Source organism: Oceanirhabdus seepicola (genome assembly GCF_023684385.1).
Taxonomy (GTDB): domain Bacteria; phylum Bacillota; class Clostridia; order Clostridiales; family Clostridiaceae; genus Oceanirhabdus; species Oceanirhabdus seepicola.
On the sequence record NZ_JAGSOJ010000001.1, the window covers coordinates 821,403 to 839,293 of the forward strand.

Sequence of the window (17,891 nt, forward strand, 5' to 3'; positions counted from 1 at the left end):
TCTCATCCCTAGCCCTATATGTAAAATGAATATTCTCTTCCATAAGAATTGTTTTTATATCAATAAGCTTATTAATTATTTCCTCAGCAATGGTTCTGTGTTCTATACATCTTTAAGGGCATTGAATTCGCTCTTCATAAATGTGTTTAATATATTTCTACTATCAATAGGATTAAGCTGAAATCAAAGTTATAGTTTATATTAACTTTTTAAATAATAATGTTCTTATCTTCTTTACTTTTATTATTCCCCTATAAGTGTTAAAATTAAATCAAACACACATTCGCCGCATAAAATTCAGAATTAAAGAAATGCTATTCTTATAAACCTAAGTTTAATTATTTGACTATTTAATAAACCTAAGTTTATAATACTAAAAAAAGTAATATTGTCAACAATTCTTAATAGTAGACTTCTATAGCTTGTACATACATACTGTGGTATAATTTAAAGTTGGAGGATTGTTGATATGTGTAATTCTCTGGGAAAGAGAATCAAAAATTTAAGAGAAGATAGATTAAACAATGATAGTAAACTCAAGTGGTCTCTTGATGCACTTGCTAAAAGAATTAATGTTTCTAGCCAATCGCTTAGTAAAATAGAAACTGGTAAGACAATTAACCCAAATATGGCTATTATAAAAAGCCTTGCTATAGAATTTGGTGTTTCGGCAGATTATCTAATATTTGGCCATAATACTAAAACTAAAATTATAGTGGAAATCAATGGTGATCCTAGATATTTAAAAAACATTAATACTATTATTGAAATCACGTCAGATGATTAATCTTCTCAATACAAGTGAGGGATTGCAATGACAACAAACGAAAAATTTAATATAGATGATGTTATAAAAGAAATTGAACGTGTATACCTTCATGATGATAGAGAATGGATTATTGGATATAGTGGAGGTAAGGATAGTACAGTGGTTGTTCAGCTTGTATTCAAAATGCTTCTTAATTTACCTGCTGAAAAACGACATAAAAAAGTTCACATTGTTTCTTCAGATACTTTAATCGAAAACCCAATGATTATTGACTATCTTAAAAACGCTTCTGAGTTAATTGGAAAATCAGCTCATGAACAAAATATACCATTATATACTCATATGGTTCATCCTAGATATGATAATTCATTCTGGGCAAACATTATTGGAAAGGGGCTGCCTACCCCTACATCTATAAGATTCAGATGGTGTACAGAAAAACTAAAAATCCAACCTTCTAATCAGTTTATACAAGATAAAGTAGCTCAAAATGGTGAAGTTATTGTTCTATTAGGTGTAAGGAAATCTGAAAGTATAGCAAGAAGAAACCGTATCAATAAACGTGAAATTGATGGTTACTTACTAACACCTCATGCCACGTTAACTAACACTTATGTTTATAATCCTATTGTGGATCTAGTGACTGATGATGTTTGGAGTGTTTTACTTTCAAACAACGGAGTAACCCCTTGGGGTGGAAATAATAATGAGCTTTTTGCACTTTATATGGGAGCTGAAAGTGGAGAATGTCCATTTACTATCACTAAAGATAGTGAAGGAAAAATTGAAACACCTTCATGTGGTAACTCAAGATTTGGCTGCTGGATCTGTACCGTTGTTAACGAAGATAAATCTCTAACAGGATTTATAGATAATGGTGAAGATTGGCTGGCTCCTTTATTAGATTTTAGAACGTGGATATTAAAGATTAGAAATAATCATGAATATAGACAACAATATAGACGTGATGGAAATCATTATTATAAGAAAGCTTATTTAAAAAACCTACCAGTTAATGAAGAAGGTATTATAGATGAAACTAGAATTAAACAAGGTGATAATGGTAAAGAGTTTATCATCTTAAATAATAAAGATATTGATATTCGCGAATTGACTAATAAAGACAAATTATATTTAGAATTACTTCCTTTATCAGAAAGCAATAACCATCAAATAGATATGAGTAAAGTTCTTGAAGATGAAAAGGGTCCTTATATAAATGTACTTGGCTATGGTCCTTTCAACTTTAAAGCTAGAAAGACGATTTTAAAGGAATTATTAGAGATTCAACGTGATATGGATTATGAACTTATCACTATGGAAGAGTTAAAGGCTATTGATAAGATTTGGGATGATGAGGCAGATTTAAGTAAACGATCTTTAGTAGACATATATAATGAAGTTTTTGGTGAAAAACTCCCTTGGGATGAATATAAAAAACCAATGTTTGATAATATTGCTATGAGTACAATTTATAATGCTTGTGATAACGCTAATATTTCTAGAAACCTAATAAATAAGCTCCTCATAGAGACTGAAAAAAATAAACATCAATCAAACAAAAGCAAATTAAGACACTCCATTGAGAAGACATTTAATCAAAAATATCTGCATAAAGAAGTGATTGAGGGGATAGAAAATGATAATTAATAAACTAACATTAAAAAACTTCAGGTCGTATGAAGAAGAATACACTTTTGACTTTACCCCTAATGGTGATAAAAATGTAATCTTGATTGGTGGAGAAAACGGCGCTGGTAAATCAACTATTTTTGAAGCTATTAAATTATGTTTCTATGGTCCAACTACCTATGGCTATCAAGGTTTTAATTCTAATTATATCTCACGTATCAAAGCTAATATTAATAATAATGCTTTTAAACATCCAAAGGTAGAGTCTTTTATTGAACTTCAAATTGAAATGCCTGAAGGTAATACAATAAATAATTACAACATTAAAAGATTGTGGTCTTATGAAAAGAAGAAAATTAACGAAGAATATTCAGTATATAAAAATGGTACTTTATTAGCTAATGAAGAATTAAGTTATTTTGAAAACTATTTCAAATCAATTCTTCCTCCTATGCTCTTTGACTTTTTCTTCTTTGATGGTGAAGAATTATCTGACTTTTTCATCGGAAGAGGTGCTAAAACACACCTGAAAGAAGCCTTATTGAAATTATGTAATTATGATACAATCGATCTTCTTAGAAAACAAATACTTCAATTTCAACGTAGTAAATTACGCTCTAACACTGAAACATCAGACTTAGAAAAAAAATATTCTGAACAATTAGATGGATTACGTGCTATTGAACTTAAAATAGAAGATGAAGAAAAGAAAATCTTTGAACTTAAAGAAAAACTTGTGGATTTATCTGAAGAGAGACATTCTCTAGATATTCAATTCAGAAAAGAAGGTGGAATGTTAGAAACTGAACGTAGTAAGATTACTTCACAAATAAATAAACTTGAGGAATCTCGTACTATTACAAATCAAGAAATCAAAGATTTTAGTAATGATACACTACCATTCTTAATCTTATCTGATAAACTTGTTGATCTTAGAGATCAAATAGAAAAAGAGGATAAATTCAATTTATATAACAATGTACGAAACAGACTTGATTCAAATGTAATTAAAGATTATTTATCTGAAAATGATATTCTTAAATCTGGTAAAAATGCTGATGAAATTGCAGTGGATATTCTATCAACTATTACATCTAATATGTTTGGAGAAGAATCCCAATATAACACATTTAAAGAATTGCATAAATTATCCTCTGACCAAAGTGCAGATGTATTATCATTAACCAACAATATCATTTACAAAAAAAATGAACTAAAAAAAGAAAATAAAGATAAATATAATGATATAAACAATTTTTCTATTAAGATTGAGAAACTAAAAAAGAAACTAACATCATCTGCTGATAATCACCTTGTAGAAACATACATTAAATCTCTTAAGAAAATTACAAATGAAATATCAGTATGTGATTATGAACAACAAAAATGTGAACTAACCATTGAATCACTCTTAGAAGCAAAACAGAAAGCGGCTTATCATCTAGTAAGAGCTAAAAATGAGTATACAGCAGCTCTTCAATCAGATAATAATCTTCAGCTATCTGATGATGTATCTGATTTACTGGAAAGTGTTATAGTTGAATTAACATCCAACAAACTTAAAGAGATTGAAAATAATTATATGGAAATCTTCAGTAAGCTAATAAGAAAAAGTAAATATGTTGAAAATGTGATTATTGATTCTGATTTCAATATTACATTATATATAAATAGACTTTATAATACTTTAGAAATTGCAAATAAATATAATACTATTGGTTATGATGAAATGGATAGAAAGTTTGGAGATAAATTTATAGAGGGTCTATCTGATTACTATAACGCTCATACTAAGAAAGAGCTATCAAATAAATTATCTAATATTAAACAATCTGAGTTAATTAATCTTAATACTAAAGTAAATGTTGATGAATTTTCTAAAGGAGAAAAACAAATTTATATTCTATGCTTGATATGGGCTTTAATTAAAGCTTCTGATGTTAAAGTTCCTTTTATAATTGATACACCATATGCTCGTATAGATGAAAGTCATAGAAACAGTATTACAACTGAGTTCTTACCTAAGGTAAGTAACCAAGTTATCATTCTATCTACTAACAAGGAAATCGATAAAGAATCTTATGATCTTATCCATAAACATGTAGCTAATGAATACTTGCTTCAATATATGGATGTTGAAAGAAAAACTAAAGTTAGTAATAGATACTTTTTTGAGGTGTAGCCATGGGATTTAGATTAAAAACATCAAAACAGACTAAAGATATATTTGAAGAGTTAGGTGCAAGCATAAATTTAAAACCTTTTGCATTAAGCAAGCTTGCAATTGCTCTATCTATTCAAAGTGAAGAAGATATAAAAGATTATAAAAGTGATGTGAATGGATTGGAATTACAACGTTCAACTATAACTGGACAATATGATACAATCTATAGATGCTTGTTGGAACAAAATGCTAATAAACATTTAACAGATGATGAATACTTTCCTGAGTATACAAAAAAACATATTGATAGAGGGGCTAAACTTCTAATTGATAAATTTAAGTATTCTTCTGGAAAGAACCTAGAGGGTCTAATAAAATCTTTATTAAAAGAAGGAAATGGTGATCTATGATTTATTTAGATAATAGCTCAACAACTAAAATTGATCCAGAAGTACTAGAAGCAATGTTGCCATACTTACAAGATGAGTATGGCAATCCTTCTAGTAGCCATTATACTCTTGCTAAAAATGCTAAAAGGGCTGTTGAAGAAGCACGAGAGAAGTTAGCAAGTCTTATAAATGCCAAATCAGAAGAAATAATCTTTACAGCAGGAGCTTCTGAAAGCAATAACTTTGTAATAAAGGGAGTTTCTGATTATAAGAAAATGTACGAAAAGTCAGGTAATCATATTATTACTTCAAAAGTAGAACATAAGTCAGTTTTGCAAGTATGCAGATTCTTAAACGGCGAAATCTATATGAATAATGAAAAGAAACGACTGGGTAAAATAATTACACCTCAAGTTGATAGAGGTTATGAGGTGGATTTTCTTGATGTGAATGAGTATGGACAGGTTACCCTTGATACATTGGAATCTACCATTAAAGATAATACCTCTTTAATATCTTTAATATGGGGAAATAACGAGATCGGATCATTAAATGATATAGCTACACTCTCAAAGTTAGCAAAACAACGTAATATAACTTTTCATTCTGATGCAACACAAGTTCTTGGAAAGTTAACTATTGATGTTGATAAAATATCAGCCGATTACTTAAGTTTCTCTGCTCATAAATTATATGGTCCTAAAGGAGTCGGCGCTGTTTATATGAGGAAACCCAAAAGAACTCCTGTTGATATCACTTCATTAATTCATGGTGGATATCAAGAAAACTTCTATAGAGCCGGTACACATGCAGTTCATAATATAGTTGGTTTCGGAAAAGCTGCCGAAATAGCTAAAAGAGATTTAGCTAAAAATATTGAAAAGTTAGAAAAACTTGAACTTCAAGCAAAAGAAATGATAAAAGCTAAATATCCTAATGTTGAATTCTTAGGTGACCCAAATAATCATATTCCAGGTCTTATCGGTATGATTATTCCCGGAATAGTTAATGAAATGTTTATAAAAGAGCGTTGTGAGGACTTGGCTATTTCTGCTGGATCAGCTTGTGGAATTGGAGAACCTTCTTATGTTATTAATGAGATTGGTTATGGTAATGTTAGTAGTAGTTTTGTTAGATTAAGTTTGTGTAAACATAACAATATGAATGATATTCATATATTATTAAAATAATAATAGTATATATATTAACAATATCTGAGAAGTAAAAGGAGCTGTTCAATACAGCCCCTTTTATTTAAATCCAATAGTCAATTTTTCCACAAATCCATTATCTTTTATCCATGATAATACTTCTGGAGTAAGATCTTCTATAGTTGCTGTTCTATTAACAACCATTCTTAAAAACATTTGTACTTCTTCAGTTAATTTTAATTGCTCTATAATATTTTGTCCTTCTTTAATAACTTCCCTAAACTCTAAAATATCATTATCCGTTATTGGCCATCTATTTTTCATTCCATTAAGTCTAGTTAATATTTCATTAACTTTTCTTTTATCCTCAAATAAATTTGATAATGAATTTAAACTATTTATTATCTCTTTTGTATTTTCATTAGCATAAATAACCCACTCATTTCTTAATTTATTTGATTTACCTTCTATACATGCAACTATATATTTAAAATCTTGATCTCTTAATATATGCCCTCTTCGTCTTTTCTTTAATATATCATCAATCTTAGATATTAACTCACTTATATCTTCTTTTGGGAATATGTTGCTATCCAACTTATTTAGTCCTATTACAGAATCTCTATAATGTCTAATTAACTCTAAGTTCTTCTTTAGGTATTTATTAGTATATTCATAAGTAGTTATTTCTCGTTTCATATCGCTTATCTCTTCTTTAGCATTGATAAGCTTACCTGTTTCATTTATCTTTTTAATTAATAGCAATCTATTCACCTCCCTGAAGTTCTTTAATAATCTCGTTTAATTCATTGATATATTCATCTTGTTTATCTTCTTCTTTTTTCTTTATGTTAGTTACGTCATCTAACTCTTGTGCTGATTTACTATATTTATTATACTTCTCCTCAACATATCGATTCATAGAGCGTACTAATTCATATAGTTCAGATGTATTATTAATATTATTTTTAACTATGTAATCTAATTTTTCAAGGTTAGATTTATTAATAATATTTTCATTATTACATAATAATTTTAATGCATACTTTCCATCTATACTTTTAGCAACTATCTTATTAAACTCCATACCATAAGTTTCATTAACACTTTCCATTTTAACTGTTAAAAAATGTATAAAATCACTGAATACCTGTTCTATATTTTGTTTACTACTTTCATCTTCACTAAACTCTAATAACTTTTTAATTTCTTGATTCCTATCAGATATCTCTTTTATAAGACTATCTATAGATATATTTAAGGTATTTCCTAATAAAGCTTTATATACTTTATAGGATTTATGCATATTGCTTGTAGATGCAACTATATCTTTAATATCTATACTATTTAATTGCCATTTACCATTCATATGCTTTTTTATAACCTTAAGTACTTCGCTAGCATCTATAAAAAACTTATCTGTTATTTGTGGATTAACTGTTCCTAAAATACAGTTGTGATATCTTATACACATTTCATGATTATTATTTATATCACTTTCACCTTTCATTATGACTTCACTAATTTTACCTAGTTTTTCTATATTACGTCTATTTAATCTATCTTGTGTTCTAAATATTTTACTATATATAATTGATAACTTATCTTCTATGGATATATTTGCATTTATAACATTCATCATAAAATCATTATATATAGCTAATTCAAAACTACTTATATTGATTTCTGAAGATATGTCTTGTTTATTTATAAACTCACTTAATTTATCTCTATTTTTCATAACCCAATTTGTTACGTTTATAAGGTATCCTGGTGCCTCTTCAAATCCCCAAGATTTTTTACCTAAATTTCTCCAAGCACATATAGCTTGTAATAAATAGTAGTTTTCTTCAGTTCTATTTAATACATACCCCTCTGTTATTTTTACATTTTGTCCTTCTATATGAAGATTACCTAATACAAAGGTTGATTCTATGACTAACCTTGATATGTCTTCCATATCCCAATCTATAGTAGTTTTTATTAATCTACATATATCTTCTCTATAAGTCTTATGATCTATTAAAACATCTTTGTCATAAAACCAATTTTTTAAAGTCTCCAATGCCTTATTATATTTTTCTCTGTTTTCATCTCTCTTCTTTGGCATTTCCGTATTTGGTATAGGCATCTGTTCTTTATCTAATTTTGTATAACTTAAATTTTCTTTAACCCTATTATCTAAATTATTTTTAAGAGTTCTCTCTACTTTTTTAGTATCTTCTTTCTCTGTCTTTTTTACTATTGGTTTATTTGCAGGTGCTTTACTACTATCTATTGGAACCCCTTTTATGAAAGGAAGTCTAAAGAACTCATATGCTTCCTTTTCAACACCTGATAAAAATTCTTTTCCATTTCCATTGTTTGAGTATGCAGTACCATTTCCCCATACTCTCATAAAACAACTTAAACGTTCAAACTCTTCTCCCTCAACTTCTTTATGAAGTATCTGTTCATGTAATGGCATATTCCAAATTGGAACCTTAAATGCACCTTTAAATACCTTATCAGAATAAGGAAAATTATCACCATCATTTATATAATCATGAATTATTTTCTTTATTATTTCTTTTAGTAACATTCTAGGGGTTTTGTCTTCTAATGTTTTATATAATGATATTAATGCATGATCATTAAAAGGAAATAATGTAAAAGTTCTATTATCTATTCTATAGTTACTCCATTCATGCTCCATATACCTATTAGCTATAGGAATCTCACTATCACTAGCCCCATTTTCAACCCATATCTCTAATTTTTTTCTATCTATATATATTGCATTTAGGTATCTAGCTGCTATATCTAAAATATCTTCATCTTTTGAGAAAATTGATTCCTCATCAATTTTAACTCTTCCAGTTATTCTAGACTTTATATTACTTGGGAAATGAGACTTATAGTATGCTTCTGTAACCCCAACTACAGATAATATTCTACAAAGGCCATCATCATTGCCATGCTCTGTTATTAAAGTCTCTACTAATGCTTTATCTATTCCTGTGAAAGAAGTTAAGTCTTCTATAAATAAGGTTAGATTTTTCCCTTGTGACTTAAGCTTTCTTCTAATATTTAAAAATATCTCAGAAAAATCCTGTGAATTTAACTTTATACAGCTTTGAATTACTGTATCTAATTTTGAATTCAAATAAGCTATAGCATTTAATTTAAATTTCTCATTTTCTATTAATCTTTCATGACACTTTATAGTATGCTTTGCTGCATTTTCACTTATTTCTCTATCTAAATTGCTTCCAAACTCACAGTCAAAATCCATTTCATTAAATGTTATATCTATTTCTTTTACTTCATTTACATTTTCATTTTTAAGCTTACTCTTAATCCTTTCAATAGGTCCATTTTCAATGAAAAGTAATTGTTCTTGCACATTCGGATCTTGTATAAATGATGCCAGCAACTTTCTCTCTCGAGACTTTAATATACAATCTTCATCTTCTTCACTTAATATTTCTGTAGCAAAGGCTAGGTTTATCATATAGCTAAGCTTTTCACTACTTAAGTTGCTATTAGCTTCTAAAAGCTTTTTAATCTCTATTTCATTTAATAAACTTCTTACATCCTTATGCTCAACTATTTGTTTTATTGCACCTTGTAAAGTATTTTTTGATCTCTCAATCATTATAGATATTTCACTATTACTATCTATTTCACTCTCATATATATATTTCATCCATTTTATAAAGTGCGATTTTCCTGATCCACTCTTTCCTTCTACAACAAGAAAAGTATGCTTATCTCTATTGTCTAATATAAACTTATTAAAAAAGTCCTTTTCATTGTACTCGCTTATTATATCGTAGTTCTCACCACTATTAGTATACTTTAACTTTTTAAAAGGCAAGTGTGTAGCTAGGAATTCTACTTTAGGTGCAATTGTAGCATCAGTTATAATTACTTCATTTAGCCTTTTTAATATACTTTTATCCAAATTACTCACTCTCCTTTATGATTATTTCTGAAATACACTCAGGTATATCATGTAATTCCATTCTATATAAGTCCCAAACTTCTGTAGCATCTTGAGTAAGGCTTAACTTTATTACTCCCATATCATGTAGTGTTCTTAATGCAAAGGACATAGTAAATGATATATTATGACCATTTATATTTTCTTTTAATTCTGGACATTTCATCAAGCACCAATTTATAAAATCACTTACTCTTATTTCTTTTCCTCTTTTTATATTCACATCACATTCTATAGCATCTTTTATTCTTAAATATGGATTAGGTATAAATTGTGATTCATGCATATACCCTATTCCTATAAATGTTGCCCAAAATCTCCAAGCTAGTCCAAATTCTTTATTTAACTCTTTAAATTTATTCTGATTAGATATTACATCGTCCATTGTTGAGTATACTAATAGTTCATTTCCTTTATATAAATACCAAGAAGTAAAATCAAAAAATAGATTACTATCATTTCCTTCAAAAACTCTACTTGCAAAATACTTTCTGAATTCATTTCCACTTCTTAGATGCTTTTTATCAAAATTCAATTCAAATATTTCTTGATTAACAACAACAAGCCTAGTATCTTGAATATATTTTAAAACTTTTTTTATCTCATCTTGCTTACCATTACATAATCCTGGAGGTTGAATAATATTCATTATATTTTTTTCAGTAAATCTACCTTGAGCTATAAACTTTAAGGTTGAATATACTCTTTTAGGGGTTATTTCTTTTCTTATCTTTTCATCTAAAAGCATATCTTTAATCTTCCTTTCTAAATACTCTCAGTATAAGTATTTACACATTCTATTAGTCTTTTATTCTCACTACTTATAACCATATCTTCTTTCGATATATGAACTACTTTATTTATATATCCTTTATTTCTTCTATTATTTAATTTAATATATAATTTATTATTAACACTATCCTTATCACAATATATAACAGCTATATTTCCTACTATATTTTGTTCATTATCACAATCTAGAAAATCATCATAGGTATATACATTGAAGTATCTATATATACTAATTCCTTTTTTGATTACTTCTTTGAATTTATCTGTACTATAATTAGGGATAATAATAGCGGATACTTCTTTATCTTCAATTATATCAAATATAGATTTTATCCCCTCTTCATTTAATATATCTTCCGAATACTGGTACATATATTCATTAAACTGATCAAAAAAACTTTCACCATATAAAGACTTATTTAGTAACTCAGTTCCTTTTACAATTTCAATATATCCATCATATTTTATAGGCTTATTATTCTTATTATGCCTACATCCTGGGCACCCACAACAACTTCTTTCAGAATACTCATATACCTTTTTAAAGTATCTTGACCAACATTGGTTCTTTTCTCTTAATAAACTATTTATGTTAGAAATCTCAATGTTTACTGATTCTCTTTCTTTATTCCTTATAGGTTCTAAATAGTCTATAAGTTTTTGTTCTTCATTTAAAATATCATCTATGATTTCTATTAAAATATGTCTTTTTTTTCTATCATCTTGCTTAACTTCTAAAATATCAAGAAGTCTATGTCTGTATAAAAACAATATTACATACTCATTCCAACTTTCATTTAACTTACCTGTAATAGTATCTTTTTCTCTCAAATATTCTGGTGTTATATCACTAGATACCCAAAATTTATTCCCATCAACTCTTTGTAGGTATCCATTTTTTATCTCTTGCCATCTACTTACTATCTTTTCTACAGATAATACTTTACTTCTAGTTAGATAAGTTATAATATTCTTATCTTCATTTGGTGATGTAAATGATATACTTATTGCCCCACACTTATCTCTGCCACATCTTCCAACTTCTTGATAAAATCTATCTATATTCTCTGGAACATAGCAATGTACAACTGCTCGTACTTCCTTTTTATCTACTCCCATACCAAATGCTGATGTAGCCACAATTATATCTATTTCATCTAGCTCCCATCTTTTCAATATTTTTATCCTATTATCATTAGATGTTTCACTAGTAAAGGTTTCAATAGAATAATATTGTTTATCTACTATTCTTCCCTCTATTTCATTTGCATCTTTTATAGTTGGAACATATATTATGAAGGGCTTAGGTATATACGGTATCATTTCCATTAATCTATCCAACCTCTGATTATATCCGTTACTATTAACGATATAATACTCTATTTCTTCTCTTAATTTATCTGCTCTTATTTCTATGAAATTATTATCCTCAGAGAATAAAAACTTCAAAACATTAGTAGTTCTATCACTTAATGTGGCTGATAACATTACTGTTTTTAATTTATTTTTAGTAACTTCCATTAACTTTTTTCTAAACACGGCTAATAATTGAAATTCCGTTCTAAAAAACTCTCCCCAGTCCGTAATTATATGAGCTTCATCTATGACTAATCTATTTATCTTACCTTTCTGTGCCGCCTTCATAACAACCTCATTAAAAGAACTGTTTAAGAGTGCTTCAGGAGATATAAATAATAAAGGTAATTCACCTCTCTCTATCTCTCCAAAAATTTCTTTACGTTTACTAAAATCAATTCCTGAATAATAAGCCTGCGGTCTATACTTCTTATTTTCATAAAATTTATTTGAACTCTTACTCTGATCCATAGCCAGTGCAACTGTAGGAACAACAACAATTGTTGTTCCCTTTTTATCATAATAAGCTGGCATTTGGAAAGTTAAACTCTTACCTGCTCCTGTTGGCATACATCCTAAAATAGTTGTACCCTCAATTTGATTCATTATTGCTCTTACAATTAATTTTTGAGCTTTACAACTATAATTTATATAGCCTGTCATATCGAATAAATACGGATCTCCTATGGTATCTTCATCACTGTTATAATAGTTATAATCAAATACATTATAAAAATTTGAATTTTTTTCAAACCAACCAGGTAAATTTTTCGTGGCATTTAACTCTACACCATTAGAAGATTCATTTAACTCCATACCTAATTCTTGAATATCTGTATTTTTTATATATTCTAATAGACCTTCCCCTATAATAAAGCTACTTTTTAATGTTAATATTACATCTCTTAAATTTACAAGTAGATCTTTTATGCCTTTTCTACTTGATTGATATTCATAATAGGCTCTGCAAAATCTTTTGATGCATTTATACTTAGATAACTCTGTTTCATCTTGTAATAATTCATTTGCAGATTTAATTGATAACCTATAACTTATGTCCCCATTTAAAATATCCTGAACTAAATTTAAATACTTTTTCTTATTCATAACATTACCTTTCTGACCATAAATATAATACTGAGTCTAACTCTAACTTAGCGGTTTTTATCCCCTCTTCTACACTTTTTAGTACCTTTTCAAGCTTTTCTTGCTTATCTATTTCTATCTTATTATTTTCAAAATAAATATTTGAAGCTATTTTTCCATTTAATACTTTTTCAAAATCCTTCCTTACTTTATTTATATCTAATGATCTAATAACTTTCTTTTTTGCTTCATTGGCAGCTTTATCAAAGCTTTCTTTCACAATAGATCTCCATTCAGCTTTTGGGTATTTTCTCATAAAATACTCTAAATTACTCATATCAAGTTCTTTTGATGTTCTTACTAGTTCTGTTTCTCCATGCCTTTTTCCTATATGGATATGATTAGATAATCTCATATCCTTTATTATATTTTCATCTATATCATCATTTCCTGTTACCTTTACAATTGTAGTTATTTGTTCTAATGGCAAGTATCCTTGAGATTTATTTGCCTCTAATATATTTATATCCTTATCTAAAATAGCATCCATATTGAATTTAACATTCCACTTGAATACAAATCCAGTCCATTGTATATCATTACTCTCTAACTTTACAGCACAACATCTACCTCTATACCCTTCTTGAGAATTTCTCATGATGGAATCAAATATAGTTTCACCTGGTGCAAAGAAAATTAATTCCTCATTTTTTACTGCTGTTTCTCTAGAAAAGGTTCCTCTAAATACTCCTGCATTTTTTTTGTTTCTTTTTATAATTTCTCTTGTATCTGGCAACATAAATAAAGTATTTTTTAGAGATTTTATACCTACATTTTGAGGCTTGTACAAAATTATATCATTATTATTTGCATTTTCATAATCTGCATGGAACCCACTAGCAACAGCCCAGTTTTTCATAGTTCTTCCCATTAACTCACCATTACTGCTATCAAACTTTTCTATAAGCTTGTTAATTTTTTCTTCTGTCGCTCTATCTAAGTTTCTTGCTAAATCAAAATGTCTTTCCTTATTCACTAATTTTTTCATGTTCGCAGAGTTTAATTTTATATTTTCTAAAATATCACCTACACTATTATTTATATCTTTACTTAAAGCATTTGTTATTTGATTTTGTATATCCTCTAATGCTATTTCCATGCCACTTAGGGACTCTCTAAATATATTTAACCCTTCATCCCATAAATTAAATAAATCACTCTCAACGTTATCATTGGATAACATAACTATTGACTCAACTTCATTATCTTTGTTTCTACCTATCCTATCTAATCTACCAATTCTTTGTTCAAGGGTTATAGGTGAAAATGGTATATCAACATGAATTATTTTATCTGCGATCTGGAAGTTACGTCCTTCCCCTCCTAGCTCATCACATACCATAAACCTACATTCTTTTTTACTTTGAAATTTAAATACATTTTTCTCTAAATCAGCCTCATCCATATTAGAATAGAAACCTGCCACAGCATCTTTCCCATATTTTTCTTCTAGTAAAGATTTTGTTTTCTCTACAGTTGATGTCCAAGACGAAAATATAACATACTTTGTATTATCATACTCTTCTTCAATATAGTCTAACATCTTAATAAGTCTTCCATTTATTAAGTCTGGATCATTATACAATTCTTCTAATTTATTGAATTCATCTTCAGCCGCTCTACACCAAAATCTCAATGCTCTTTGAACTTCCATTAAGCTCTCTGTCTCTTTTGTTGAAGGCAGCACCTTATTTATTGCATTAACAGTATTTTGTTGTAGATTTCTAAAACTAGAATACTTATTTTCTTCTATAAGACTTATCCTATATGAGATTACATCCTTTAGAGCCCATGGACTACTGAACATAGATGATAATAATATCTTTACATATTCTGCCACATTATATCCTATATTATTTTTTTGAATAACATCTATATAATTAAGTAAAACTTCATATGTATCTCTTTCATAATAATTTAGCTCACTACCAGACATATCATAATCTATTATAGTGCAAGCTCTTTCTGCTAATTTATCTTTTATTTCAGCTCTTCTATGTCTAATAATATTGTTTTCTATTTGATAATTCTCTGATATATACGCTAACACTATCTTTATAATTTCTAACCCGTTATCATCTGAATCTATATCTATTTCCTTAATTAACTTATTAACAATAGAGTCATTTAATATTTCAGAAACTTCTTCTAACTCATCTAGGATATCCTCTGCTACTTCTTCATCAAAATCATCTAATTCCCCATACATAGAACTTATATGACTTTTGATTTTTTGACTCTTCTTATATATACTGTTAAAGTCTATTTCTGACATGTTTACGTATTTTTTAGGATTCAATAACTTTAATAAACTTAAAAACTCTTCTTTTCTTTCCTGTATAGGTGTTGCTGATAGTAACAAAATATTAGTTATCTCTTTACTTATTTCTAATATTATTTTATACTCCGAATCCATCTTAACTAATCTATGGGTTTCGTCTACTATGCATAAATCCCATTTCTTCTTTAATATATCTTTAATACTATATTTCCTTATTTCTTCTAAGGGTAATAATAAAATCTCTTCTTTTTCTAAGTCTATTGGATTTTCAATGATTTTAGCTTCTATCCAAAATTTTAAATCCAATTCATTTTGCCATTGTCTACATAATGAATTAGGAGCTATTATCAAAGTTCTAAACTTATGCTTCTTTTTCTTTAATCCGTTCATTATTACACAAGCTTCTATAGTTTTACCTAAACCAACTTCATCAGCTAGCATAAACCTACATGGTTCTTCGCAAATAGCCCTTATTATAGTATCTATTTGATGAGTCATAAGATATGCCCTTGCTCCTATTAGAGTATTGAATCCATGAGCAAAGTTATTTATTATATGCATAGACTCACTAGGTAAACTTCTCTTCTCATACCAAAATGAATTGTGAAATTCATAGTCTAACATTTGTATAACTGGAGATATTTCTCCTCTTGTAAAATGAGCAAGTATATCTTCTTCTGAGTACATACCTATATTTCCATTCTCTAACTCCACATAGTATGTATATAATCCATCTTCTCTTCCTTTTTTAGATACTATCCTTCCACCATTGAAGTCACTTAATACAATCTTACTATTCTCCATTATTGAACATCTTCTTATTTCTTTTATTAAATATTCTTTTTTCGAATGAACATGGCTATAAATAATTTCTGTACTAATATCACCTTCTATATTATGAAACTCTACTGTAACCATATTAAAATCATTATCTACGCTATCTATTTGCCCTGTTGCAAACATTCTTGGATATCTGTCATCTTCATAATCGATTGGACATCTTACATACATACCTTTTTTATATTTGCTCATATACTCCCACTCCCTATTAATCATAAGCATTATTATCTTATGTCATTTATCTATTGGACTATCTCAAAGTAAACATTGATATTATTTTCAACATTTATTATGTCAAATTTCATTATTCCTTCTTGATCCATGTATATTTTAATTTGTATAACATCTCCTGTATAAAAACACGGATTGTACAATTTAAAAATATGATTTTTAAGCACTTCTTCACCGTATTTACCTTTTTGGGTTTCTATAAATTCTACATCTATACTCAGCTTTAAAGAAAACTTAATCCTAAACTCATATACTCTAGGATTATTTTCTAAATATACATTTCCATAGTCAATAATCTTAGCTTTAATATCTTCATATACAAAATAGACATTATTAAATACATATTTATCTTTAACTTTAGGATTTATATTTAATATTTTTATACCTTTCTCATCTTGTATAGTATTAGTTTTTATACTCACAATATCATTATACAACTTAATCACTGAGATTTTTTCTTTTATGTAAGAGTATTTGCGTGAAAATATATTCCTTATGTACTGTATCTTAAAAGTTTCTCCAAATAACAATACTTTATCAATTAAATTACTATTAATTTTTTCAAATCTATCTATGTTTTCCTCTATATAATCTTCTACATTATTTTGTTTAAATATCAAGTCATCGTAATCCGATTTGCTTATGTCTATTTTTTCACTTATATTATCTAAGCAAATATCGCAGTATATATTATCTTTTTCTATTAATTCTTTTCTTATACTTTCTGATTTATTTAGTATATATTTAATATTTTTTTTTACATCATCATTTGTTTCATCTTTAATCCTTATATTATAAATACTTTTTAAATCACTCTTATGTAAACACATTAGCAGCTTATTTAATTGCTCTCTGTTGTCATATTTGTCATTTAAATATTTAAGAATACAATTCGCTAATATTACATCTAATACTATACCTGAAATACTACTATCCTGTACCTTTAATTCCTCTCTTATTAAAATATTATCTAAGCTATCTGGTATTATATTAAATAAAGTTAAACTAAAATTTTCTTTATCATACTCTACTATCAGTATGTTTTCTTCTTCATATGTCCTTAATTTATTTTCATACTTATTTTGAAGATAGCTAATTATTCCACTATATTTTCTATTTACATCATCTTTACCAATTGTTAATTTATCATTCATT

General features: G+C 27.7%; 11 protein-coding genes. 5 read left to right on the plus strand and 6 right to left on the minus strand.

Annotated features, from left to right (window positions below; all coding sequences use genetic code 11):
- Positions 1-469 precede the first annotated feature (469 nt).
- Genes KDK92_RS03620 through KDK92_RS03640 form a run of 5 tightly spaced genes read left to right on the plus strand, consistent with a single transcriptional unit; the run spans position 470 to position 6,144 of the window.
- The gene (locus KDK92_RS03620) at positions 470-787 is read left to right on the plus strand and encodes a helix-turn-helix domain-containing protein (RefSeq protein ID WP_250857687.1); all 318 of its coding nucleotides are present in this window, start codon (positions 470-472) and stop codon (positions 785-787) included.
- A 27-nt stretch (positions 788-814) separates the two neighbouring features.
- Positions 815-2,419, plus strand: a complete 1,605-nt coding sequence (gene dndC, locus KDK92_RS03625; RefSeq protein ID WP_250857688.1) for a DNA phosphorothioation system sulfurtransferase DndC — start codon at positions 815-817, stop codon at positions 2,417-2,419.
- Positions 2,409-4,583 (plus strand): AAA family ATPase, encoded by a 2,175-nt coding sequence (locus KDK92_RS03630; protein ID WP_250857689.1) that lies wholly within the window; start codon positions 2,409-2,411, stop codon positions 4,581-4,583. The genes dndC and KDK92_RS03630 overlap by 11 nt, the downstream gene beginning before the upstream one ends.
- A gap of 2 nt (positions 4,584-4,585) precedes the next feature.
- Entirely contained in the window at positions 4,586-4,975 is a 390-nt protein-coding gene (locus tag KDK92_RS03635; RefSeq protein ID WP_250857690.1) for a DndE family protein, read from the plus strand.
- On the plus strand, positions 4,972-6,144 hold the full coding sequence (locus tag KDK92_RS03640) for a cysteine desulfurase family protein (protein ID WP_250857691.1): 1,173 nt from the start codon (positions 4,972-4,974) through the stop codon (positions 6,142-6,144). The genes KDK92_RS03635 and KDK92_RS03640 overlap by 4 nt, the downstream gene beginning before the upstream one ends.
- Positions 6,145-6,204: 60 nt before the next feature.
- On the opposite strand, the gene KDK92_RS03645 is transcribed toward KDK92_RS03640, so the two are convergent.
- From KDK92_RS03645 to KDK92_RS03670, 6 genes are read right to left on the minus strand one after another with little or no spacing between them, the layout of a single operon-like run.
- Complete coding sequence (locus KDK92_RS03645; RefSeq protein ID WP_250857692.1) at positions 6,205-6,870, minus strand: hypothetical protein; 666 nt, start codon at positions 6,868-6,870, stop codon at positions 6,205-6,207.
- A gap of 1 nt (position 6,871) precedes the next feature.
- On the minus strand, positions 6,872-10,051 hold the full coding sequence (locus KDK92_RS03650) for a hypothetical protein (RefSeq protein WP_250857693.1): 3,180 nt from the start codon (positions 10,049-10,051) through the stop codon (positions 6,872-6,874).
- 1 nt (position 10,052) lies between these two features.
- Positions 10,053-10,838 carry a hypothetical protein gene (locus KDK92_RS03655; protein ID WP_250857694.1) on the minus strand — a complete coding sequence of 262 codons (786 nt, stop codon included), beginning with the start codon at positions 10,836-10,838 and terminating at the stop codon, positions 10,053-10,055.
- Between the two features lie 17 nt (positions 10,839-10,855).
- On the minus strand, positions 10,856-13,345 hold the full coding sequence (locus tag KDK92_RS03660; RefSeq protein ID WP_250857695.1) for a DEAD/DEAH box helicase: 2,490 nt from the start codon (positions 13,343-13,345) through the stop codon (positions 10,856-10,858).
- 4 nt (positions 13,346-13,349) lie between these two features.
- Complete coding sequence (locus KDK92_RS03665) at positions 13,350-16,697, minus strand: SNF2-related protein (RefSeq protein ID WP_250857696.1); 3,348 nt, start codon at positions 16,695-16,697, stop codon at positions 13,350-13,352.
- A 50-nt stretch (positions 16,698-16,747) separates the two neighbouring features.
- Positions 16,748-17,890: a hypothetical protein gene (locus tag KDK92_RS03670; protein ID WP_250857697.1), complete on the minus strand. Its 1,143-nt coding sequence runs from the start codon at positions 17,888-17,890 to the stop codon at positions 16,748-16,750.
- Position 17,891 lies beyond the last annotated feature (1 nt).